This is a genomic window from Bradyrhizobium quebecense, from assembly GCF_013373795.3.
Lineage (GTDB): Bacteria > Pseudomonadota > Alphaproteobacteria > Rhizobiales > Xanthobacteraceae > Bradyrhizobium > Bradyrhizobium quebecense.
Map to the genome: position 1 here is coordinate 4,802,931 of NZ_CP088022.1, position 24,584 is coordinate 4,827,514.

Genomic DNA, 24,584 nt, shown 5'->3' on the forward strand with positions numbered 1-24,584 from the left:
CGTTGTCAGGCGTGCGACCGCTCGCGGGTTGCACGCTTGAGCGCGTCGATATCGATCGCCGACGCGAGATGCTCGATCGAGACCGGCAGCCGCCGTTTCCAGTTCGGATGCTCATAGACGGTGCCGGGGATGTTCGGCTGTTCGACGATGCCGAGCAAATCCTCCATCGAAACCGCCATCATCCGCGACCGCGTCCGTGCCATGAAGTTCACCACCGAATAGAAATCATTGTGGTGGATGTCGTGACGGCGCAGCACGTCGTCGAGATGGCCGAGCGCATCCCAACGCCCCTGGTCGGTCTCGCCGGGATCGATCCCGAGCGCGCGCTTGGTCTTGAGGTCGCTGAACGAGCGCCAGCCGGCATAGGTCGAGAGGTCGTGGGTGTTGAACGTCACCAGCGCATTCGGCAGATAGTAGTCGACGTTGCGGAAGGCGCCCTGGTCGTCGGTCTCGAACATCATCACGAGATAGGACCAGATGCCCCAGCCGTTCATCTGCTCGCGGAACCCCGGGGGCACGGTGCCGAGGTCCTCGCCGATCACGACGCAGCGGCTCGCGACGCTCTCCTGCGCGGTCGCCGCCAGCAGCGCCTCGAACGGCATCAGCACGTAGGCGCCATTAGCCGGGCCGAAGCCGCGCGGCACAAGATAGAGCCGCTTCAGCCCGAAGGCGTGGTCGAGCCTGATCGCGCCGGCGTGGTGCATCGAGGCGCGCAGCATCTGCCTGAACGGCTCGAACGAGCGCTGCTCGAGGCCCGCGGCATTGAAGCCGGCAAGCCCCCAGTCCTGACCCGCGGTGTTGAGCGGGTCAGGCGGCGCGCCGACGCCGAGATGACGCGAGATCGCGACCTGCTCATTCCAGGCGTCGAAGCCATCCGACTGCACGCCAACGGCGACGTCGAGATAGAGTCCGACCCGCATGCCGAGCTTGTGCGCGAGCGCCTGGCAGGCGCCGAGCTGCCGGTCCGCCGTCCATTGCACGAATTCGACGAATTCGACCTCAGTGGCGGTGTCGCGCGCCCGGCGCAATTTCGCGCACGCCGTATCGTCGGGCTGCCGCCACTCGTCCGGCCATTCCCACCACGGCGTGCTGAATTTGTGCCGCATGACCTCGAAACAGGCGAAGCGCGACAGCAGCACGCCCTGCTCCTTGCGATAGGCCTCGAAATCCTGCCAGCGGCCGAGGCCGGGATTGGCCTTGAAGGCCGCGAAGGCCGCGCGAAGCGCGGGCCATTTCAGCGCCGCGGCACCGACATAGTCGACCATGTCACGGTTGCGGAGTTGCGCCAGCGCGGCTTGCGTCTCGGCATCGGCGCGGAATTCGGGAATCTTCGCGACGTCGATATAGAGCGCGTTGAGGAACAGCCGGCTGTTCGGCGAGTATGGGCTGCAATCGCCAGGTCGATCGTCGAACAGCGCATGCAGCGGATTGAGCCCGATGCCGTCGGCGCCGAGCCGATGGGCGAATTCGAGCAGGCCCTGCAGATCGGTGAAGTCGCCGATGCCCCAGTTGCGCGCGGACCGCACGCCATAGAGCTGGACCGCGATCACCCAGCAGCGGTCGAACGCGCCGCCGAATGCGCCGTCCGGCGCCACCAGAAACGGCAGCTCCTCGCTGCCCGAGGCGTCCTTCAGCTGCAACCGGTGCACGCCCTCGGGCAGGCCCGACGGCCACGTCACACTCCGCTCATGCGCCTCGCCTTGCGCGAGCACTGTCGTGCCGTTGGTGAGCTTCCATTGCACCGGAAGCCGGGCCGCCTCGGCGAGCTGCGTCTGTCCGCCATGGCCGCCTCTGACGACCACGGGATCGGCGATCATCCGACGCGGCGCCTGGGGCGGCAGCGCCGCGAGGATCGCCGTCAGCGCCTCAGGGGTTGTCACACGGCGGTGACCGCTACCATCGATATACTCGGTCTGGATTCCCAGGGTCTGGGCTTTGGCGTAAAGGTCCATTCGGCACGCTGCTTGCTCGCAACGGTATTGGGATCGTTGCTAAATTGTACAGATACGGGAAAGGGATAGTTGATGTTCAACGCTCTACCCTATCCGGCGTTCCCACCGGGAACCATTGCCCGGCGAGCGGCTTTCTATATGGGTCTGGCGTGCCTCCTTCCCGGCGCCGGGACTTCATTTGCCTATTCAATGGCGGCATCACCGTGAACAAAACCGCCCGGCCTGTCGAGAGTGCCCACGGCACTTTTCATATTACCGATGTCTATCCGTCGGTTGATGGCGGCCGCTTTGCGGTCAAGCGCATCGCGGGCGAACCTGTCGAGGTGTGGGCCGACATCTACCGTGACGGACACGATGTGATCGCAGCGGCATTGGTGTGGCGACATGAGGGCGACGGCGAATGGCAACACGCACCGATGACGCCGCACAGCGACGACCGCTGGGGCGGCGCCTTCGTGCCCGACCGGCCCGGCCGCTACAGTTTCGCAATCGAGGCCTGGACCGACGAATTCGCCAGCTGGCGGCATCGCTTCGAGCAGAAGCAGCGCGACGGTGGCGACCACACGCTGGATGCCGTCGAAGGTGCGGGCATGCTGACCCGGGCGCAGGCCGGTGGCCCGGCCGCGGCCGCAATCATCATCAGGCAGTGCGAAATCTTTCTGCAGACCGGCGAGCCGGGCGCGCTGCTCGCACCGGAATTGCGGGAGGCGATGGCCGACAGCCAGTTTCGCCGCGACCTGATGCGATCGCAGCTCTATCCTCTGACCGCCGACCGGCCGCGGGCGCGCAGCGGCGCGTGGTACCAGATGTTTCCGCGCAGCCAGGGCAAGACACCGGGCCTGCACGCGACCTTCAACGACTGTATCGCGCGGCTGCCCGATATCGCCGCGATGGGCTTCGACGTCGTGCTGCTGGCGCCGATCCACCCGATCGGACGGACGCATCGCAAGGTCCGCAACAATGCCGCCAACGCGCAGGCAGGCGATCCCGGCAGCCCCTACGCGGTCGGTGCGGCCGAGGGCGGCCACGACGCGGTCCATCCGGAGCTCGGCACGCTCGACGACTTCCGCGCCTTCGTGGCGGCATGCCAAGCCCATGGCCTCGAGGCTGCGCTCGATTTCGCCGTGCAATGCTCGCCCGATCATCCCTGGCTCACCGCGCATCCGGAATGGTTCAAGCGGCGTCCGGACGGATCGATGCGCACGGCCGAACATCCGCCGCAGCGCTGGAACGATGTCGTCAGCCCGGATTTCGGATCCGAGGATGCCGCAGCGCTGTGGCGCGCGCTGCGCGATGTGGTGCTGTTCTGGGTCGAACAGGGTGTGAAAATCTTCCGGATCGACAATCCGCACACCAAGCCGCTGGCGTTCTGGGAATGGCTGATCCGAGAGGTGCAGGACCGCGATCCGGACGTGCTGTTCCTTTCGGAGGCCTTCGCGCGGCCGAAACTGATGAAGGGCCTCGCCAAGCTCGGCTTCACGCAGTCGTACACTTACTTCACCTGGCGCACGCAGCGTTCCGAGCTCGAACAGTATCTCGGCGAGTTGATATCCTATCCTGATCGCGACTTCTTTCGGCCGAATTTCTTCGTCAACACACCTGACATCCTGCCCTTCCACCTGCAAAGCGGCGAATCCTGGATGTTCAAGTCGCGTCTCGCGCTGGCCGCGACGCTTTCAAGCAACTACGGCATCACCAGCGGCTTCGAGCTGCTCGAGCACACGCCAGTCCCCGGCCGCGAGGAATATCTCAACTCCGAGAAATACGAAATCAGGGTTCGCGACTGGGATCAGGCCGGGAACATCAAGCCCTATATCGCGGCCCTCAACGAAATCAGGCGCGGCAATCCGGCCCTGCAACAATTCGCCGATCTGCGCTTTATCAATGTCGATGACGGCGGCGTGATCGGCTTCGTCAAGGAGGCGGCCGATCAGGGCAATGTGATCGCGGCCGCGATTGCGTTATCGTCCGAGCCCCGCGACGTCTGGCTACCGTTCGGCGACGTCATGGTCGGCCGTGGCGATGCCCGCCGCCCCGTCACGGCCGTGGAAGACCTTGTCACCGGCGAGCGTCATGCGCTCGAATGGGGAGGCATCCGCCTGCGTCTGGATCCTGCGCGCGATCCCGCGTTGCTGTTGCGCTGTGTCGCCTGAAGGAGCCGTCATGAACGTATTCTCCTCCGTCAATAGCCAGGAGAAGGTCGCGACCGAGACCGCGGACCAGCTGTGGTACAAGGACGCCATCATCTACCAGCTGCACGTCAAGGCGTTCGCCGACAGCAACAATGACGGCATCGGCGACTTCGCAGGCCTGACCGAGAAACTCGGCTATCTGCAGGAGCTCGGCGTCACCACGCTGTGGCTGCTGCCGTTCTATCCCTCGCCCGGCCGGGACGACGGCTACGACATCGGCGACTATGGCGACATCAATCCCGATTTCGGGACGATGAAGGACTTCAAGCGCTTCATCCAGGAAGCCAAGAAGCGCGGCTTGCGCGTCATCACCGAGCTCGTCATCAACCATACCTCGGACCAGCACGCCTGGTTCAAGCGCGCGCGCCGCAGCCCGCCGAATTCGAGCGCGCGCAGCTGGTACGTCTGGAGCGACACCGACCAGAAATACCTCGATACAAGGATCATCTTCACCGACACGGAGAAGTCGAACTGGACCTGGGATCCGGAAGCCGGCCAGTTTTACTGGCACCGCTTCTTCTCGCACCAGCCGGACTTGAACTTCGACAATCCGCGCGTGGTGCGCGCCATCGTGCAGGTGATGAAGCGCTGGCTCGATACCGGCGTCGACGGTTTCCGGCTCGATGCCATTCCCTATCTGTGCGAGCGCGACGGCACCAACAACGAGAACCTGCCGGAGACGCATGCCATCATCAAACGGCTGCGCCAGGAACTCGACGCCTATGCCAAGGGCAAGATCCTGCTGGCCGAAGCCAATCAATGGCCGGAGGACGTGCAGGAATATTTCGGCCATGGCGACGAATGCCACATGGCCTATCACTTCCCGCTGATGCCGCGCATCTACATGGCGATCGCGCAGGAAGACCGCTTTCCGATCACCGACATCCTCAGGCAGACGCCCGACATTCCGGCAGCCGCCCAGTGGGCGCTGTTCCTGCGCAATCACGACGAGCTGACCCTGGAAATGGTCACCGACGTCGAGCGCGACTATCTGTGGTCGACCTATGCCAACGACCCGCGCGCCCGCATCAATGTCGGCATCCGCCGCCGCCTTGCGCCGCTGATGGACAACGACCGGCGCAAGATCGAGCTGATGAACTCGCTCTTGCTGTCGTTTCCCGGCACGCCGATCATCTACTACGGCGACGAGATCGGCATGGGCGACAACATCTATCTCGGCGACCGCAACGGCGTGCGGACGCCGATGCAATGGTCGCCGGACCGCAACGGCGGCTTCTCGCGCGCCGACCCGGCGCGGCTCTACGCACCGATGATCATGGACCCGGTCTACGGCTATGAGGCCGTCAATGTCGAGGCGCAATCGCGCAGCCTGTCGTCGCTGCTGTCGGCGACAAAGCGGCTGATCGCGGTGCGCAAGTCGACGCTTGCCTTCGGGCGCGGCACCATGACCTTCATCCGCCCCGAGAACCGCTCGGTGCTCGCCTATGTCAGGCAGTACCAGGGCGAGGCAATCCTGTGCGTCGCCAATTTGTCGCGCTCGGCGCAGGCCACCGAACTCGACCTCTCCGCCTTCAAGGACCGCATTCCGCTCGAGATGCTCGGACGCACGCGCTTCCCGGCGATCGGCGAGCTGCCGTACATGATCACGCTGGCGCCCTACGGCTTCTACTGGTTCCAGCTGCAGGAGCGCGACAAGTCCGAGCCGGTGAAGCCGCGGGCGGTGCCGGAGTTCGAGACGCTGGTCGTGCCGCTCGGTTCGACCTGGACGTCGCTGGCGCGGGAGCGCGGCGTGTTCGAGCACGACGTGCTGCCCGGCCATCTCGCCCGCTCGCGCTGGTACCCGGAGCATTCCGCGAAAGCGATCCAGCCGACGCTGGTGTCCGCGATCCCGTTCTGCGACATCGGTGACAACCGGCCCTGGCTGATCTTCTTCGAAACCACGGAGCGCGGCACCACCAGCCGCTACGTGCTGCCGATGCAGATCGAATGGGTGCGCTTCGACCGCGAGCGCTACAACCCGCGCGCCTTTGCCGCGATCCGTCAGGGCGCGCGCGAGGGCACGCTGCTCGATGTCGCCACCGACCAGATCTTCACCGGCCTGTTCCTGCGCAATCTCAGGGAAAACCTCACGGTCGACGAGGGCGAACAGGGCCTGAAGCTCGAATTCCGGCCGACCAGCCGCTTCTCCGACCGCCCGGTCCGGCAGCCCGAGCGGATCCGCGTCTTCGAGAACGATCAGCCGCATTCGACCGCGCTGGTCGACAACGAATATGTCACCAAGATCTACCGGAAGCTCGAGGTCGGCATCAATCCGGAGATCGAGATGGGCCGCTTCCTCACCGAAGTGGTCAATTTCCCCAACACACCGGCATTGCTCGGCACTTCGGAACTGGTGGAGGGTGACAATCGCAGCGCGATCGCGGTGCTGCACGCCATGGTGGTCAACCAGGGCGACCTCTGGACCGTGGCCGCTGCGCACCTCGATCGCCTCGTCGAGCGGCAGCGCCTGCTGGCAGCGAGCGAAAATCCCGATGAGAACGGCGATCATGCGACTTATCTGCGCCATCTGTCGCACGGCGGAAAACGTCTCGCCGAGCTGCACATCGCGCTCGCCGGCAACCGCGACCTGCCGGATTTCGCGCCCGAACCGACCAGGCCCGAAGACCTGCAGCGCTGGAGCGACGAGATCATGGCGCGCGCCGAACGCGTGTTCGACACGCTGAAGCAGCGGCGCGGCTCCCTGAAAGAGGCCGACCGGCTGCTGGCCGATCAGTTGCAGGCCCAGCACGACATGCTGCCGGAGCGGCTCAAGGCCCTGCTGCCACGTGAGACCGACGGGCTCAGCATCCGCCATCACGGCGACCTGCATCTCGGCCAGTTGCTCGTCGTCAGGGACGACGTCTTCATCATCGATTTCGACGGCGGACCAGGCCGCACCATCGCCGAGCGGCGCCGCAAGGCGCCGGCGGCGCGCGACGTCGCCGGGCTGATCCGCTCGATCGATTACGCGGCGACTGTCGCGCTGGAACGGGCCCTCAAGGTCGCGCCCGACGAGAGCGGCAGGCTGAGCCTCGCTTTGGCCGATTGGCGCGACCAGGCCGCGGATGCCCTGCTGGCGGCCTATCGCGAGACCATGGCCGGCCAGCGGCTGTGGCCCGCCGACGCCAGGGCGGCCGATCGCCTGCTCAACTTTTTCCTGCTTGAGAAAGCCTTCTACGAGATCGAGTATGAGCTGGCCAACCGGCCGGATTGGCTCCGCGTCCCACTGACTGGCCTGTTGAGACTCCTGGCCCAACAGCCGCATGAGGTTGCATGACCAAACTGCCCGCCGAGGCCTATGCCATCATCGAGGGCCGCCACTCCGATCCCTTCCACTATCTCGGGCTCCACGCCGAGGGGGATCGCAACGTCGTGCGCGCCTTCCTGCCTGATGCCAGCAATGTCGAGGCGATCGGCGAGCATGGCGAGGCGGCGCCGCTGGCCAAAATCCATGACGCAGGCCTGTTCGCGGGTCCCTTGCCGAACGGCTCGACGCGCTACCAGCTCCGCGCCCGCTTCGGCGACAACGTCGTCGAACTGGAGGATGCCTACCGCTTTCCGCCGATCCTGAGCGATTTCGATCTCTATCTGCTCGGCGAAGGCACGCATCTGCGCGTCTACGACACGCTCGGCGCCCATCCGATGACGCTCGACGGCGTCGACGGCATCGGCTTCGTGGTGCTGGCGCCCAATGCGCGGCGGGTCAGCGTGGTCGGCGACTTCAATTTCTGGGACGGACGGCGGCATCCGATGAGGGTACGCGGCCCGGGCTATTGGGAGCTGTTCATCCCGCGCGCACGCGTCGGCGATCACTACAAGTTCGAGATCATCGGGCGGAACGGCCAGCATTTGCCGCTGAAGTCCGATCCGCTGGCGTTCGCCGCCGAGCTGCGCCCGAAGACCGCCTCGATCGTGATCGACGAGCGCAAGATCCCGCATCCGCGCCCGGCGCCCAATCGCGTCAACGCGCTGAGCTCGCCGATGTCGATCTACGAGGTCCATCTCGGGTCGTGGCGCCGCAAGGGCCGCAATGAGTGGCTAACCTATCGCGAGATGGCGGAACAGCTTCCGGCCTACGCCAGCGATATGGGTTTCACCCATATCGAATTCCTGCCCATCACCGAGCATCCGTTCGACGGCTCGTGGGGCTATCAGCCGACCGGGATGTTCGCGCCGACCAGCCGTTTCGGCTCGCCCGACGATTTCGCCGCGCTGATCGACGCCTGCCACAGCGCAGGGCTTGCCGTGCTGCTCGACTGGGTTCCCGGGCATTTCCCCGACGATCCGCACGGTCTCGGCAATTTCGACGGCACCGCACTCTACGAGCATGCCAATCCGCTGCAGGGCCGTCACCTCGATTGGGGCACGCTGATCTATAATTACGGGCGCACCGAGGTCACCAACTTCCTGGTGTCGAACGCGCTGTTCTGGCTCGATCGCTACGGCATCGACGGGCTGCGCGTCGATGCCGTCGCCTCCATGCTTTATCTCGACTACAGCCGTCCCGCCGGCGGCTGGATTCCGAACAAATATGGCGGCCGGGAGAACATCGAGGCGATCGACTTCCTGCGCCGCTTCAACACCGAACTCTACGCACACTTCCCGCAGGCGATGACGGCGGCGGAGGAATCCACGGCGTGGCCGCAGGTGTCGCGGCCGGTCGAATATGGCGGGCTCGGCTTCGGCTACAAGTGGAACATGGGCTGGATGCACGACACGCTGAAATATATCGGCAAGGATCCCATCCACCGCAAATTCCATCACGGCGACATCCTGTTCGGCCTGCACTACGCCTTCTCGGAGAACTTCATCCTGCCGCTGTCCCACGACGAGGTCGTGCACGGCAAGCGCTCGATCCTCGGCCGCATGCCCGGCGACGACTGGCAGCGCTTTGCCAATCTGCGCGCCTATTACAGCTTCATGTTCGGACATCCCGGCAAGAAGCTGATGTTCATGGGCTGCGAGTTCGGCCAGGAGCGCGAGTGGAATCACGACCACTCGATCGATTGGCATTTGCTGCAACAGCCGAGGCATAGCGGCATCCAGAACCTGGTCCGCGACCTCAACCGGCTCTATCGCGCGCTGCCAGCGCTGCACGAACTCGACTGCGACCAGGCCGGCTTCGAATGGGTCATCACCGACGACGCCAGCAACAACGTGTTCGGCTGGATCCGCAAGGGCAATGATGCGCGCGCCCGCTGCCTCGTGGTCCTGAACTTCTCGCCCAACGTCTACCGCAACTATCGCGTCCGGGTGCCGTTCGCGGGCAAGTGGCACGAGGTGTTCAACTCGGATTCCTCCCATTACGGCGGCACCAATGTCGGCAATATCGGCGAGGTCTGTGCCTCGGAGGGCGCCACGCCCGAGCTGAGCCTGACCATTCCGCCGCTGGCTGCGATCTTTCTCGTACCGGAAAGCTGATCCATGCGACTGACCGGGGGTACGTCCGCACGGCTCGGTGCAAGCTGGGACGGCAGAGGCACCAATTTTGCGTTGTTCTCGGCGAATGCGGAGAAGGTGGAGCTGTGCCTGTTCGACGGCCAGGGCCGCCGCGAGCTCGAGCGGATCGAGATGCCGGAGCGCACCGAGGACGTCTGGCATTGCTATCTCAACGACGTCTCGCCCGGCCAGCTCTACGGTTATCGCGTCTACGGGCCCTACGCGCCGGAGCGCGGCCACCGCTTCAACGCCAACAAGCTATTGCTCGATCCCTATGCCAAGCGGCTCGCCGGCCGGCTGGTGTGGAGCGATGCGCATTTCGGGTATCGTACCGGCAGCGCGCGCGAGGACCTTTCGTTCGACCGGCGCGACAATGCCCGCGGCATGCCGAAGGCGGTCGTGGTCGACGAGACCTTCAACTGGGGCCGCCGCGAGATCCGGCCGCAGGTTCCCTGGCAAGACACCATCATTTATGAAGCCCACGTCAAGGGCCTGACGCAGAAGCGCGAGGACGTGCCGCCGAACCTGCGCGGCACCTATGGCGGCCTGTCGTCGCCGGCGATGATCGACCACCTCAAGCGGCTCGGCGTCACCACCATCGAGCTGTTGCCGATCCACGGCCTGATCGACGACCGTGTCCTGGTCGAGAAGAAGCTTTCGAATTACTGGGGCTACAATACCATTGCCTTCTTCGCGCCGGAGGCGCGCTACGCCCAGGACAATGCGCTGGACTCGTTTCGCACCACGGTGGCGCGGCTGCACGATGCCGGCATCGAGGTGCTGCTCGACGTCGTCTACAACCACACCGCCGAGGGCAACCACATGGGCCCGACGCTGTGCTTCCGCGGCATCGACAATGCCTCCTACTACTGGCTGAACCGCGAGAACCCGCGCTTCTACGACGACTTCACCGGCTGCGGCAGCTCGGTCAACCTCACCCATCCGCGCGTGCTGCAGATGGTGATGGATTCGCTGCGCTACTGGGTCGAGGTCTGCCATGTCGACGGCTTCCGCTTCGATCTCGCCACGACCTTGGCGCGCGGACCCAACGGGTTCGATCGCAATCATCCCTTCCTCACCGCGATCCGCCAGGACCCGGTGCTGGCAACCGCCAAGATGGTCGCCGAGCCCTGGGACCTCGGTCTCGGCGGCTACCAGGTCGGCGCGTTTCCATCGCAATGGTCGGAATGGAATGACCGTTATCGCAGCGCGATGCGGCGCTACTGGAGCGGCGAAGGCAGCCTGATCGGCGACATCTCAGGCCGCATGACCGCGTCCTCGGATCTATTTCACCACGACAACCGCGCGACCCGCGCCAGCGTCAATCACATCACGGTGCATGACGGCTTCACGCTCGCCGATCTCTTCAGCTACAACGAGAAGCACAATGAGGCCAATGGCGAGGACAATCGCGACGGCTCGAACGACAATCACAGCAACAATTGCGGCCATGAAGGCCCGACCGATGATCCCGCGATCATCGCTCTGCGCCGCCAGCTCAGGAAGAACGCACTGGCCTGCCTGCTGCTCGCGCAGGGCACGCCGCTGATCCTTGCCGGCGACGAGGTCGCCAACACGCAAGCCGGCAACAACAACGCCTATTGCCAGGACAACGAAACAGGCTGGATCGGCTGGGAGAACCTCGGCACGGACGACGACGCCGTCGCCTTCATCGGTCATCTCACCGCGCTGCGCCAGCGCTTCGGCCAGATCCGCTGCCAGAGCTGGCTCGACGGCCGCCGCGCCGACGGCAGCTATGGTGTGATCTGGCTGACGCCGGCTGCAGAGGAAATGAAGGAGTCCGACTGGAAATTCCCGGAAAGCCGGTTCCTCGCCTACGTGCTGGGGCCGATGGAACAAGGCCAGGCGCCGATCTTTGTCGTGCTGAATGCCGCGCCGCAGGAGATCGTGTTCAGGATGCCGAGGATCGCGGAATACAGGAGCTGGCAGCAGGTCTTGAATACGACCAAGGCAGAACAGACGGCCGAGCAATTTGCGGCCGGCGCCGACACCACGGCACCGCCACGCTCGGTCCTGGCATTCGCAGGCTCCGCATGAGTGCGCAGCATTTCGGACCCGAACCGACCGCGGACGGCACGCGCTTCCGGCTCTGGGCGCCGGCGGCGAAGCGTGTCGATCTCCTGCTCGACAAGCCGCATACGCAAAGCCGCGATGCGCATTCGCTCACGCGCGATGCCGCCGGCTGGTATATCGCCGAGATCGCGGGCGCACGCGCCGGCACGCGTTACAAATTCCGCATCGATAACGACGTCGACGTGCCGGATCCGGCCTCCGCGTTCCAGCCGGACGACGTGTCCGGCCCGAGCGACGTGATCGATCACTCAGCCTTCAAATGGCGCGCGACGGAATGGCGCGGCCGGCCCTGGCACGAAGCCGTCATCCTCGAGGCCCATGTCGGGAGCTTCACGCCGGAGGGCACCTACCGCGCCATGATCGACAAGCTCGATCATCTGGTGGCAACCGGCATCACCGCGCTCGAACTGATGCCGCTGGCGGATTTCGCAGGCAAGCGCAACTGGGGCTATGACGGCGTGCTGTGGTATGCGCCCGACAGTGCCTACGGCCGCCCCGAGGACCTCAAGACCCTGATCGACGAAGCGCATCTGCGCGGGCTGATGGTGATGCTCGACGTGGTCTACAACCATTTCGGGCCGGAGGGGAATTATCTCGGCCGCTACGCGCCCTCCTTCTTCAGCGACGCGCATACGCCATGGGGCAGCGCGATCGATTATCGCGTACCCGAGGTGCGCGCGTTTGCGATCGGCAGCGTGGTCAACTGGCTGCGCGACTATCGCTTCGACGGGCTGCGCTTCGACGCGGTCAACACCATCGTCGAAGCCGGCGAAATCTCCATCCTGCATGACTTCAGCAAGGCTGCCGGCAAGCTCGCCACGGAGACCGGCCGGCACATCAACCTCGTGCTCGAGAACGGCGACAACATTGCAAGCCTGCTCGATGCCGCCGAGGATCCGCCGCACGGCAAATTCCGCGGCCAATGGAACGACGACTATCATCACGCCTGGCATGTGCTGCTGACCGGAGAATCCCAAGGCTACTACGGCGACTACCGGACGCCGAAGCAGGACCTCGCGCGGGCGCTGTCGTCCGGCTACATCTACCAGGGCGAAGTCTCGGAGTTCTGGGGCGGCAAGGCCCGCGGCGAGCCGAGCGGCGCGCTGTCGCCGACCTGCTTCATCAACTTCCTGCAGAACCACGACCAGATCGGCAACCGGCCGCTGGGCGATCGTCTCGAGAGCATTGCAAAACCGGCGGCGATCGAGGCGGCGCTGGCGGTCACGCTGATCGCGCCGACCACGCCGATGCTGTTCATGGGCGAGGAATGGGGCGCGACGACACCCTTCCCGTTCTTCTGCGATTTCAAGGGCGACCTCGCCAACGCCGTCCGCGCCGGCCGGCGCAAGGAATTCGCCTGGGCCTACGCCAAATATGGCGACGACATTCCAGACCCGCTCGCCGAGGAGACGGTGCAATCGGCCGTGCTCGACTGGGCTGCGCTTGGCCATGATCCCGCCCGCGCGCGGCTCGCGCTGGTACGCGACCTGCTCGCCGTGCGGCGGCGCGAGATCACACCGCGGCTCATCGGGGCACGGTTCGGCGGCGACCGCGTCACGGGCGATTTCTTGACCGCGCATTGGCGGATGGGCGACGGCCGCACCCTCTGGCTGGAAGCCAATTTGTCGGATCGGGAGATCAGCGGCGCAGCGGAACCGAAGGGAACTGCGATCTGGGGCGGCGCGTTGTCGAGCGACCTCCCCGGCTGGGCGGTGCGCTGGCACATCGGATAGTACAATGCCTCCGGCGATCCCGATCGCAACCTACCGACTGCAACTCACTGCCGATTTCGACTTCGATGCCGCCGCCGCCGTGGCGCCGTATCTGAAGGCGCTCGGCATCAGCCATGTCTATGCCTCGCCGTTCATGAAGGCGCGCAAGGGATCGACCCATGGCTACGACGTCGTCGACCACACCAAATTCAATCCGGAACTTGGTGGCGAAGAAGGCTTTGCGCGGTTCAGCGATGCGTTGAAGCAGAGCGACCTCGGCCTGATCCTGGATTTCGTGCCGAACCATGTCGGCGTGCACTTTGCCGACAATCCATGGTGGCTCGACGTGCTGGAATGGGGACCGGTGTCACCGCATGCGGTCTCCTTCGACATCGACTGGGACCTCTTGCCCTATCGCGCGCGCGGCGGTGTGCTGCTGCCGATCCTCGGCTCGTCCTATGGCCAGGCGCTGGAGCGCGGCGAGATCGAGCTGCGCTATGACGCGAGCGAAGGCAGCTTCTCCGCCTGGTATTTCGAGCACCGCCTGCCGATCGCGCCGGAGCGCTATGGCGAGGTGCTGCGAACCGTCGTCCGCGAGGCTGGCGCCGAAGACAGTCCGGCCGGGCGCGCGCTGCTCGAACTCGCCGCCAGGTATCGCGGGCTGCGTCACCCGAACCGCAAGGAAGCGCCGGCCCTGAAGGCCGCGATCCAGGCGATCGAGGGCGGTGCCGAGATCATCGCGCGTGGGCTCGACGCCTATCGCGCCGGCGAGGACCGGCCCACCCAGATACTGGCGCTGCATCATCTTCTGGAACGCCAGCACTACAAGCTCGGCCACTGGCGGCTTGCCTCCAGCGACATCAACTATCGCCGCTTCTTCGACGTCAACACCCTGGCCGGCCTCAGGGTCGAGGACGCCGCCACGTTCGAGGCGAGCCACAGTCTCGTGAAGCGGCTGATCGCAGAGGACCGGCTGCAGGGCCTGCGGCTCGACCATATCGACGGCCTGCGCGATCCCGCCCAATACTTCCAGCGCCTGCGCCGCCTGATCCGCTCCGCGCACGGCGCCAAGGCCAAGCCGATCTACATGGTGATCGAGAAGATCCTCGGCGAGGACGAGAAGCTGACGAAATTCAGCGGCGTCCATGGCACCACCGGCTATGAATGGATGAACACGATCAGCCAGGCGCTGGTCGATGGCGGCGGGCTCGATCCGCTCAACGAGATCTGGCGCCAGATCAGCAACCAGTCACCGAATTTGACGCCGGTGCTGCGCGCGGCCAAGCGCCGCGTGCTGGAGACCTTGCTGACCAGCGAATTCACCGTGCTGGCGCGGCTGCTGGCGCGCATCGCCAGCGGGCACTATTCGACCCGCGACTTCTCCGCCGACAGCCTGCGGCAGGCGCTCGAACTCTATGTGCTGCACTTCCCGGTCTATCGCACCTATCTCACCGCCTCTGGCCCGACCGCGCATGACCGCGCGCTGATCGGCGCGACCATCGCGCGCGCCCGCGCTGACTGGTTCGCCGCCGATGAAGGCATCTTCGACTTCCTGCGCGATGCCCTGACCATGGACCTCTTGAAGCCCGGCCGGCCGCCGCACGGTGCGCCACGGATCCGGCGCTTCGCGCTGAAGGTGCAGCAATTCACCGGGCCGATGATGGCGAAGTCGCTGGAGGACACCACCTTCTATCGCTACCACCGCCTGCTGGCACTCAACGAGGTCGGCGGCGATCCGGCGGCGAGCGCGATTACGCCCGCGACCTTCCACGACATGATGCAGACCCGCGCCCGCGACTGGCCGCACGGCATGACGGCGACCGCAACCCACGACACCAAGCGCGGCGAGGATGCCCGCGCCCGGATCATGGCGCTTGCGGAGATCCCCGGCGAATGGACCAGCGCGGTGGCGCGCTGGAAGGTGCTGAACGCGCCGCATCTGGTGCTCGACGGCGAGATGCGCGCCCCATCGGCAACGTTCGAATACATGCTGTATCAGGCCCTGCTCGGCGCCTGGGACCCCGACGATACGTCGCTTGTCGCGCGTATCCAGGCCTATGCCCTGAAGGCCGCGCGCGAGGGCAAGCAGGAGACCAGCTGGCTCAATCCGCACGAAGCTTACGAGGCGGGCGTGAAGACCTTCATCGCGCGGATCCTTGATCGCACCGCCTCGCCGGAATTCCTCGACGCGCTGGACACACTGGCAGAGCGCACCGCGCTGATCGGCGCACTGAACTCGCTCAGCCAGATCACCCTGAAGGCGACGATGCCGGGCGTGCCGGATTTCTACCAGGGCACCGAAAGCTGGGATCTTTCGCTTGTCGACCCCGACAACCGCCGTCCGGTCGATTTTGCCGCACGCGCAGGCATGCTCGCGGCGCTGGAGGCGCCGGACTGGGACGCGTTGGCGCAGAGCTGGCGCGACGGCCGTCTGAAGTTCGCCTGGACGCGGCATCTGCTGCGGCTGCGCAACGAGCTTCCCGAGGTCTTCAGCAGCGGCGGCTACCAGCCGCTCACGGTCAGCGGCCCGCATCGCGATCATGTCATCACCTTCGCACGGCGTCATGGCCGCGAGGCAGTCATCGTCGCGGTGGCGAAATCATTTGCCCCGTTCACGCAGGGCGGACGCAGCTGGCCGCGTCCCGAAGCCTTTGAAGGCGAGATCGACGTGGCTGGATACGCGCTCCCGGGCGGCGACAGCAGGATTCAGCTCTCGACGCTGTTCGCCAAACTGCCGGTCGCGGTGCTGAAGGCGAAAGCCGTCGCTGGAGCCAAGCAAGCTTCAAGCCGTGCGCGCGCACATGGCTAGCTCCGCGCGTCAGCGCTTGGTCAGCAGCAGCTGCCCGCTCTTCTGGATCGCGGACTGCGCGACCTCGGCGAAGCGTTGCAGCAGCCACGGCAGCGTCACCTCCAGCCGCACACGGGTATCCTCGACATCGAGATGGCCGGCCGCGACCTGCCCTAGCGCGCGGACGCGGAAGCTCATGCGGTTATCCTCCCAGCGCTCTTCGTCGACGCTCATCACCGGCACGTTCGCCGCTGCGCGCGACAGGCCTGTCTTCAGGCGGCGCATCGCCTCGTCGCGGCCGAGGCTGTGGGGAATCGAGACAATCAGCGGAGCCGACATCGCGGTGCACTCCTCCATGGATTCCCTTGATGTAATTGTGTTCCAGCGCAAACGGAAGGACCACACAGGTTTATCGCACCGCCGAATCCGGAACCTTCGTAGTTCGCACGTGTTTCCTTTCCCGAAGGGCAGAGATCAATGGGCCCACGGGCTGAGGAGAGACTCAATGTCACTTGGAACGATCATTCTTATTATTCTGGTCATTGCGCTGCTTGGCGGCTTCAGCGGCATCGGCGGCGGACCGTTCTACGGCACAGGCTATTATGGCGGCGGCGGTCTCGGCCTCGTGATCGTGATCCTGCTGATCCTGCTGCTACTGGGACGCCTCTAGCGCCCGGATGGATGTTGCGCAATCCGCATCAACAACTGTCATCACCCGCGAAAGCGGGTGCTGCAGTATTCCAGAGACGTCGACGATTGAACCGATGAGCCGCGGCGTACTGGATACCCCGCTTTCGCGGGGTATGACGGCTAAGCCAGCGGCACAAGCTTGCCTAGACGTTTGCTACTCGGCCGCGAGCTTCTTCATCGCCGCCTTGATCGGCGAGGCCGCATCCTCATAGCCGTCCCACGCCTTGCTCTTCGCAAGCAGCGCCGGCACCGACCGCACCGTGTATTTCTTCGGATCGAGGTCGCCGCGCACCTGGGTCCAGGTCAGCGGCATCGACACCGTGGCGCCCGACCGCACCCGCGGCGACAGCACCGCAACCGCGGTCGAAAGCCGGTCGTTGCGCAGATAGTCGAGGAAGATCTTTCCGGTGCGCTTGGCCTTGGACATGTTGATCAGATAACGCTCGGGGTCATCCTGCGCCATCCACTGGCAGATCGCTTGCGCGAACGCCTTGGCCTCCTTCCATGTCACTCTGTCCCTGGCACCTGCGAGCAGCGGCGCCACGACATGAAGGCCCTTGCCGCCGGTGGTCTTGCAGAAGCTCTCGAGGCCGACTGCCGTGAGCCGCTGGCGCATGTCCTTGGCGGCCTCGATCACATCGGAGAACGCGACATCGGGCGCGGGATCGAGATCGAACACCAGCCGGCCCGGCGTGTCATAGGCATCGGGCGCGCAATTCCAGGGATGCAGCTCGAGGCCGCCGAGCTGCGCCACCGCCGCGAGGCCCTCGACCTGGTCGATCTGGAGATAGGGTTTGCGGTCGCCGGAGACCTTGGCGAGCTTCAGGAGCTTCGACGTGCCGGCCATCGCGTGGCGCTGGAAGAACGTCTCGCCCTTGATGCCATCGGGGGCGCGCACGATCGAGCACGGCCGGCCCTTGAGGTAGCCGATCATCCATGTGCCGACCGCCTCGAAGTAATTGGCGAGATCGAGCTTGGTGACCGGCTCGCCGTCGCCGGCATCGGGCCACAACGCCTTGTCCGGATGGGAGATGGCGACGCCCATCACCGCGCTGGATTTTCCTTTGGCCATCGGCTTCACCACTCTGGTTACGACCGGCCGTTCGGCCTCGACCTCGCGCGCCGGCTTGTCCTGCCGCAGGCCCTTGAACGCCGCCTGGCGGATATTGCCGGCGTCGGTCCAGCCGGCGAACTCGATCTCGGCGACCAGCTCAGGCTTCAGCCAGTGCACGTCGCGGGTCTTCTTCGGCGCATCCTTGCCGCCGAACGGGCTGGTGTCTGACGCCGCCGCCTTCAGCGCCGGCATGATGCGGCGGACCGTGTCCTGGCCGAAGCCGGTGCCGACGATGCCGACAAAGACCAGATGATCGCCGCGATAGACGCCCGCCATCAGCGAGCGGAATTTGCCGTTGGTGGTCTTCCAGCCACCGATCACTACTTCATGGCCGGCGCGGATTTTCGCTTTCGTCCAGTCGTCTGAGCGCCCGGAGCGATAGGCGCCGTGGAGCCGCTTGGAGACGATGCCTTCCAGCCCGAGCTTGCGCGCGGACTCCAGCACGGCGTCGCCACGCTCCTCGAAATGCTCGACATAGCGGATCAGCTTGCCCTTGCGCGCGGCGAGCAGCGCCTGCAGCCGCGCCTTGCGCTCGCTGAGCGGCAGCGGCCGGAGATCCTCGGAGCCGGCAAACAGCAGATCGAACGCGTAGAAGATCAGCTTCTCAGTCTTGCCGTCGGACAGCGCCGCCTGCAGCGCCGAAAAATGGGGGATACCGTTCTCGTCGAGCGCGACGATCTCGCCGTCGATCAACGCATCCGGCAGTTTGCCGGCCTCCTTCACGATCGCGCCGAACTTGTCGGTCCAGTCGAGCCCTTTGCGGGTCCTCACCACGGCCTTGCCGTCCTCGATGCGAAGCTGCACGCGGTAACCATCGAATTTGATCTCGTGGCACCAGCCCGCGCCATTGGGCGGACTCTCGACCATGGTGCAGAGCTGCGGCGAAACGAAGTCCGGCATCTCCGCCACCTGCTTCGGCCTCGCCTTTGGCGGCGTCTTCAATTGCGCCTTGAGTTTTTCCCTGGGCGCCGGCGCCTTGGTCCTGGCGCGCGCGTTGGCGGCCATGCCGTGATTGGTTTGCCAGACCGCATCTGCCTTGGCTTTGCCGTTGCCCTTGGCCAGCATGAACGGCTTCGGCGCCCGGCCCTTGCCGGCTGCGATCTCTGCCATCGAACGGCCGGAGGCGACCGAGCGGTCCTCGCCCAGGACCGCTTCGCCATTGCCATCCACAGCGTATTCATCGCGGTGTTTGATCAATAGCCAGTTGGGACGCTTGCCGCCGAAGCGGTCGTTCTTCATCCGCACCAGCACCCAGCTGCCGTGCAGCTTGTCGCCGTGCAGCGTGAATTTCAGGTCGCCCTTCTTGAAGCCGCGCTCGGGATCGTCCGATTCCCAGGTGCCGCGATCCCAGAGCTGCACCGTGCCGCCGCCATACTGGCCTTCCGGAATGGTGCCTTCGAAGTCGCCATAGTCGAGCGGATGGTCCTCGACCTCGACCGCCAGCCGCTTGTCGTGCGGATCGAGCGAGGGCCCGCGCGTCACCGCCCAGGACTTGAACACGCCGTCGAACTCCAGCCTGAAATCATAATGCAGCCGCGTCGCGTCATGCTTCTGGATGACGAAGCGCCGCTGCTTGCCGGGCGCCACCTTGACGTCGCCCGACGGCTCATTGGTCTTCTCGAAGTCGCGCTTCTTGCGATAGGTGGTGAGATTTCTCAGCGACACGTGATTTCTCAGCGACACATCCAGGCCTCGGCGCAAACCCCGGCCGCCGCCCTCGGTGCGGCCATCAGGAACCAAAACCTACGGTATCCGTTCAAGTTCCAAACTCAAGCTGTTTGGAGACGATCATGGCCGCTCCCCGCGCCTACTGGAAAGGCACGCTCAAACTCTCGCTGGTGTCGTGCCCCGTGGCGCTTTACCCGGCCTCGACCACGGTCGAGAAAACCCGCTTCCACATGATCAACCGGGAGACCGGCAACCGGCTGAAGCAGCAGATGGTCGATACCGAGACCGGCGACGTCGTCGAGGGCGACCAGAAAGGCCGCGGCTACGAGGTCACCAAGGGCAAATATGTCGAGATCGAGAAGGACGAGCTCGATGCGGTTCAGATCGAAAGCAACCACACCATCGACATCGACAGCTTCGTGCCCGAGGGAGAGATCGACAAGCGCTATCTCGACCACCCCTATTACATCAGTCCGGACGGCAAGGCCGGCGTGGACGCGTTCGCGGTGATCCGCGACGCCATGAAGGACCAGGACCGCGTCGCGCTGGCACGGATCGTGCTCACCAATCGCGAGCACGTGATCGCGATCGAGCCGCTCGACAAGGGCATGCTGGGCACCACCCTGCGCTACCCTTACGAGGTGCGCGATGCCGGCGATTATTTCGACGACATCAAGAGCCCGAAGGTGACCAAGGACATGGTCGAGTTCGCCGGCCACATCCTCGACAGCAAGGCCGCGCATTTCGATCCGTCGAAATTCAAGGACGAGTACGAGACCGCGCTGAAGGCGCTGGTCCGCCGCAAGGCCGCCGGTAAGCCGATCAAGGCCGCCGCGCGCGAGGAGAAGCCGAGCAATGTGGTGAACCTGATGGACGCGCTGAAGCAGAGCCTGAAGGACCGAAAAGGTGGCGCGCGGCGCTCACGCTCCAGTGCACGCCGCCCGGCTGCGCACCGTGCCGCAAAGAAGGCGCACCGGCCGAGTGCGCGGTCGCGCAAGGCGGGGTAGGCCTCTCCACGTCATTGCGAGGAGCGAAGCGACGAAGCAATCCATCTTTCTGCAAATGCGGAAGGATGGATTGCTTCGCTTCGCTCGCAATGACGCTAGGTGGTGCTCGCCGCCCTACTTCTTCTTCGCGCTCTTCCGCTTCTTCGCGGCCTTGCGCATCGTCGTCTTCTTCGACGCCTTCTTCGGCACCTTCCGCCCCTTGGCGCGCGCCTCCGACAGGCCGATCGCGATCGCCTGCTTGCGGCTCGTCACCTTTTTCTTGGAGCGGCCGCTGCGCAGCGTCCCGGCTTTGCGCTTCTTCATCACACGCTCGACATCGCCTGATACCTTCCGCGAGTATTTTCTTGCCATGGCTTCTCTCCCGGTAACGGAAAACAAGCCTCGATCGGGATGAAAGTTCCGACCATGTCGTCGCCCGGCTCGACCGGGCGACCCAGTATTCCAGAGACGCCAATGGTTGAGCGGAGAAGCCGCGGCGTACTGGATGCCCCGCTTGAAGCGGGGCTGACAGGTCAGTCCGCCGCGCGCAGCCGATAGCCGATCCCGGTTTCGGTCAGCACGAATTGCGGACGCTCGGGGTCGGCCTCGATCTTCTGGCGGAGCTGGCGCACATAGACGCGCAGATATTGCGCGTCGGTCAGCTCGTCCCACAATTCCTTCAGGAGGAAGCGATGGGTCAGCACCTTGCCGGCATGCTGCACCAGCACGCGCAGGAGATCATACTCCTTCGGCGACAGCTTGATCTCCCTGTCGGCGACCTTGACGATCCGGCGCACCAGATCGACCGAGAGATCGCCGGAGCGGAACACCGGCCGCTCGCCCTGCACCTGCAGCTGGTGGCGCAGCGCCGCGCGCAGCCGCGCCAGCAATTCGTCCATGCCGAACGGCTTGGTCAGGTAGTCGTCGGCGCCGAGGTCGAGCGCCTGCACCTTGCCGGCCTCGTCGCCGCGGCTCGACAGCACCACGATCGGGACGCTCTCGTTGCGGCCGCGGATCATGCGCAGGAGATCGTGCCCCTGGATGTCGGGCAAGCCGAGATCGAGGATGATCAGCGCCGGCCCCTCGCTCAGCATCTCCAGCGCAATCTTGCCATTGGAGGCTTCGAGAATGTCGTAGCCCTGCGTGCTCAGCCCCATCCGCAGCAGCTTGCGGATCGGCGGCTCGTCATCGATGACCAGGACCTTGATTGGCGTCGCGTTCATGCAGCAGTGTCCAGCGCGTTGGTGTCGGCCGGGATCGGCAGGCGGATGGTGATGATGGCGCCGCTCCGGTCGGAGCGGTTGGCCGCCGCGATCGTGCCGCGCATCGCCTCGACGAAGCCGCGCGAGATTGCAAGCCCGAGGCCGGTGCCGGGGCGGACATGGTCGCCCTTCTCGGCGCGGTAGAACTTGTCGAACACGCTTTCGAGCTCGGTGGCCGGAATGCCGTTGCCCTCGTCGAGGACCTGCAGCGCGATGGTGTCGCGGTCGCGCGCGCCGCGGATCGAGATCGTGGTGTCCGAGGGGGCGTATTTGGCGGCATTGTCGAGCAGGTTGAACAGCACCTGCTCGAACAGCACGGCGTCGAGCTCCAGCATTGGCAGGTCGGCCGCGAGCTCCAGCGACACCCGGTGATGCACCAGGATCTTGGCGGCGCGGCGCAGCGCGCTGCCGACGATCTCGCCGACATCGTGCCGCGCGGTATTCGGCACGATCGCGCCGGATTCCAGCTTGGTCATGTCGAGCAGGTTGGCGATGAAGCGATTCAGCCGCTCCGACTCGTCGATCACGGTCGCGAGCAGATCATGCTTCTGGGCATCGCTCAGGCTGGTGCCGAGATCGCGCAGCGCCGAGGCCGAGCCGAGCACCGAGGCCAGCGGCGTCTTGAGGTCGTGCGAGATCGAGGTCAAGAGCGCGCCGCGGAGGCGATCGGACTCGACCGTGCGCTTGACGCGATCCATGTCCTCGACCAGCAGGACGCGCTCGATCGCCAGCGCGCCCTGGTCGACCAGCGCGTCGAGCAGCCGGCGCTGGTCCGGCGTCAACAGCGGCCCGGTGCGGTCGTCGTCGATGCCGATCACGCCGATCGGGCCGCGGCCGGTGCGCATCGGCAGGAACAATCGCTTGCCGCCCGGCAGCGTGTCGGAGCCGCGCCCGGCCGGGCGATCGTTGCCCCAGGCCCAGTTGGCGGCGGCGAGATCGGCCTGGTCGAGCTGGTCCTCCGGCGGATAGCCGCTCTTGACGGTCAGCATCCCGCCCTCCGGCAGCAGCAGCACCACGCGTACCTTCAACATCAGAGCAATCTGGTAGGCGGTTGCCCACAACACATCGTCGAGCGTCGCGGTGCCGGCGAGCTTGCGGCTGAACGCATAGAGCGACTCGGTGGTGCGGACGCGGCCGATCGCGGTGTCTGCCTGGACGCGCACCCGCGCCGCGACGTTGGAGACCAGAAGTGCGATCAGCATGAAGAAGAAGAACGCCGCGACGTTGGTCGGGTCGGTGATGGTGAAGGTGTAGACCGGCGGCAGGAAGAAGAAATTGTAGCACAGCGAGGCCGCGACGCTGGCCAAGAGCGACGGCCACAAGCCGTAGCGCGCTGCCGCGCCGACCACCGCGGTGATGAAGACGAGGTCGACATTCTCGATGCCGAAGAATGGCTGGATCAGCTTGGCCGCGCCGAGCCCGATGGCCGTCAGCAGCAGCGCCATCAGATAGGGCCGCGGGTTGAACGGCTCCTGCCGCTGCGCGGTCTGCACCGCCGCCTTGCCGACCGGCAGCTCGTCGCCGGCGATCACGTTGACGCTGATATTGCCGGCGCGGCGCACCAGGTCGTGCACCACCGAGCCGTGCGTCAGCTCGAACCAGCGCGAGCGCGTCGATTTGCCGATGATGATCTGGGTGACGTTGTTGGCCTGGGCGAAATTGATGACGTCGTCGGCGATGCGGCGGCCGACGCCGGGAAGGGTCAGCGCCTCGCCGCCGAGCGATTCCGCGAGCCGCATGGTGTCAGAAAGCCGATCGCGCTGCTCGTCGTTCAGTTGCAGGCTGCGCCGCGTCTCGATGCTGACGGCGGTCCATTGCGCATGCAGCCGGTCGGCCAGGCGCTTGGTATAGCGCACGAGCCCGGCCGCGCGCGGATCCTCGCTCAGGCACACCAGGATGCGCTCGCCGGCGGCCCAGGGACCCTGGATGGCATTGGCCTGCATGTGGGTGAGCAGCTGCTCGTCGACCCGCTCGGCGGTACGGCGCAGCGCCAGCTCACGCAGCGCGGTGAGATTGCCCGGCGAGAAATAGTGCTCCAGCGCCCGCTCGGCCTGTTTGGGCACATAGACCTTGCCTTCCTTCAGCCGCTGGATCAGGTCGTCTGGCGTGAGGTCGATCAGCTCGATGGCATCGGCGCGATCGACCACCGAGTCGGGCACGGTCTCGCGCACCCGCACATGGGTGATCTGCGCGACGACGTCGTTGAGGCTCTCGATGTGCTGGATGTTGATCGCGGTATAGACGTCGATGCCGTGCGACAGCAGCTCTTCGACATCGAGATAGCGCTTGGGATGCCGGCTGCCCGGCGCATTGGTATGGGCGAGCTCGTCGACCAGCGCAAGCTGCGGCCGCCGCGCGATCAGGGCGTCGAGGTCCATCTCCTCGAGCGTCTGGTCGCGATAGGCCAGCCGCTTGCGGGGTATCACCTCGAGACCCCTGAGCAGCGCCTCGGTCTCCACCCGCCCGTGGGTTTCCACGACACCGACCACGACGTCGACGCCCGCCTTGAGGCGGGCGTGGGCGCTTTGCAGCATCTCGTAGGTCTTGCCGACACCGGGGGCGGCGCCGATGAAGATCTTCAGCCGCCCCGATCGATCGGTCTCCCGGCGCGCCGCCTCCAGCAGCGCATCCGGCGAGGGTCGTTTATTGGGGTCACGCTGATTGGCCATGCCGCAATATAGTCATCC

The 24,584-nt window shown here is 65.4% G+C and carries 14 protein-coding genes; 8 read left to right on the forward strand and 6 right to left on the reverse strand.

The genetic code is table 11. From position 1 onward, the window contains the following. Nucleotides 1-5: 5 nt before the first annotated feature. On the reverse strand, nt 6-1,952 hold the full coding sequence (gene malQ, locus HU230_RS23250; protein ID WP_176529689.1) for a 4-alpha-glucanotransferase: 1,947 nt from the start codon (nt 1,950-1,952) through the stop codon (nt 6-8). Between the two features lie 203 nt (nt 1,953-2,155). Between malQ and HU230_RS23255 the strand changes: the two genes are divergently transcribed. From HU230_RS23255 to treY, 6 genes are read left to right on the forward strand one after another with little or no spacing between them, the layout of a single operon-like run. Then, nucleotides 2,156-4,105, forward strand: a complete 1,950-nt coding sequence (locus HU230_RS23255) for an alpha-1,4-glucan--maltose-1-phosphate maltosyltransferase (protein ID WP_176529688.1) — start codon at nt 2,156-2,158, stop codon at nt 4,103-4,105. 10 nt (nt 4,106-4,115) lie between these two features. After that, a complete protein-coding gene (gene treS, locus HU230_RS23260; protein WP_176529687.1) occupies nt 4,116-7,421 on the forward strand; it encodes a maltose alpha-D-glucosyltransferase in 3,306 nt (1,101 codons plus the stop codon). Further along, the gene (glgB, locus tag HU230_RS23265; RefSeq protein WP_176529686.1) at nt 7,418-9,565 is read left to right on the forward strand and encodes a 1,4-alpha-glucan branching protein GlgB; all 2,148 of its coding nucleotides are present in this window, start codon (nt 7,418-7,420) and stop codon (nt 9,563-9,565) included. Before treS ends, glgB begins: the two co-directional genes overlap by 4 nt. Before the next feature lie 3 nt (nt 9,566-9,568). Beyond that, on the forward strand, nt 9,569-11,641 hold the full coding sequence (gene glgX, locus HU230_RS23270; RefSeq protein WP_176529685.1) for a glycogen debranching protein GlgX: 2,073 nt from the start codon (nt 9,569-9,571) through the stop codon (nt 11,639-11,641). Further along, nucleotides 11,638-13,410: a malto-oligosyltrehalose trehalohydrolase gene (gene treZ / locus HU230_RS23275; protein WP_176529684.1), complete on the forward strand. Its 1,773-nt coding sequence runs from the start codon at nt 11,638-11,640 to the stop codon at nt 13,408-13,410. Before glgX ends, treZ begins: the two co-directional genes overlap by 4 nt. Nucleotides 13,411-13,414: 4 nt before the next feature. Further along, nucleotides 13,415-16,198: a malto-oligosyltrehalose synthase gene (gene treY / locus HU230_RS23280; protein ID WP_176529683.1), complete on the forward strand. Its 2,784-nt coding sequence runs from the start codon at nt 13,415-13,417 to the stop codon at nt 16,196-16,198. A 9-nt stretch (nt 16,199-16,207) separates the two neighbouring features. On the opposite strand, the gene HU230_RS23285 is transcribed toward treY, so the two are convergent. After that, the gene (locus HU230_RS23285) at nt 16,208-16,516 is read right to left on the reverse strand and encodes a polyhydroxyalkanoic acid system family protein (protein ID WP_176529682.1); all 309 of its coding nucleotides are present in this window, start codon (nt 16,514-16,516) and stop codon (nt 16,208-16,210) included. Nucleotides 16,517-16,682: 166 nt separating this feature from the next. On the opposite strand from HU230_RS23285, the gene HU230_RS23290 reads away from it, so the two are divergent. After that, nucleotides 16,683-16,847, forward strand: coding sequence for a DUF3309 family protein (locus tag HU230_RS23290; protein WP_076865768.1), 165 nt, complete (start codon nt 16,683-16,685; stop codon nt 16,845-16,847). Between the two features lie 174 nt (nt 16,848-17,021). Here HU230_RS23290 and ligD read toward each other — a convergent pair whose 3' ends face one another. Then, the gene (gene ligD / locus HU230_RS23295; protein WP_176529681.1) at nt 17,022-19,646 is read right to left on the reverse strand and encodes a DNA ligase D; all 2,625 of its coding nucleotides are present in this window, start codon (nt 19,644-19,646) and stop codon (nt 17,022-17,024) included. A 125-nt stretch (nt 19,647-19,771) separates the two neighbouring features. Here ligD and ku point away from each other — a divergent pair, with 125 nt between their 5' ends. Continuing rightward, on the forward strand, nt 19,772-20,656 hold the full coding sequence (ku, locus tag HU230_RS23300) for a non-homologous end joining protein Ku (protein WP_176529680.1): 885 nt from the start codon (nt 19,772-19,774) through the stop codon (nt 20,654-20,656). Between the two features lie 114 nt (nt 20,657-20,770). Here the strand turns inward: ku and HU230_RS23305 are convergent, their stop codons facing one another. The 3 genes from HU230_RS23305 to HU230_RS23315 form a co-directional block, all read right to left on the reverse strand. Further along, nucleotides 20,771-21,007 (reverse strand): DUF6496 domain-containing protein, encoded by a 237-nt coding sequence (locus tag HU230_RS23305; RefSeq protein WP_176529679.1) that lies wholly within the window; start codon nt 21,005-21,007, stop codon nt 20,771-20,773. Between the two features lie 161 nt (nt 21,008-21,168). Further along, the gene (locus HU230_RS23310; RefSeq protein ID WP_176529678.1) at nt 21,169-21,858 is read right to left on the reverse strand and encodes a response regulator; all 690 of its coding nucleotides are present in this window, start codon (nt 21,856-21,858) and stop codon (nt 21,169-21,171) included. After that, a complete protein-coding gene (locus HU230_RS23315) occupies nt 21,855-24,566 on the reverse strand; it encodes a sensor histidine kinase (RefSeq protein ID WP_176529677.1) in 2,712 nt (903 codons plus the stop codon). Before HU230_RS23315 ends, HU230_RS23310 begins: the two co-directional genes overlap by 4 nt. Nucleotides 24,567-24,584 lie beyond the last annotated feature (18 nt).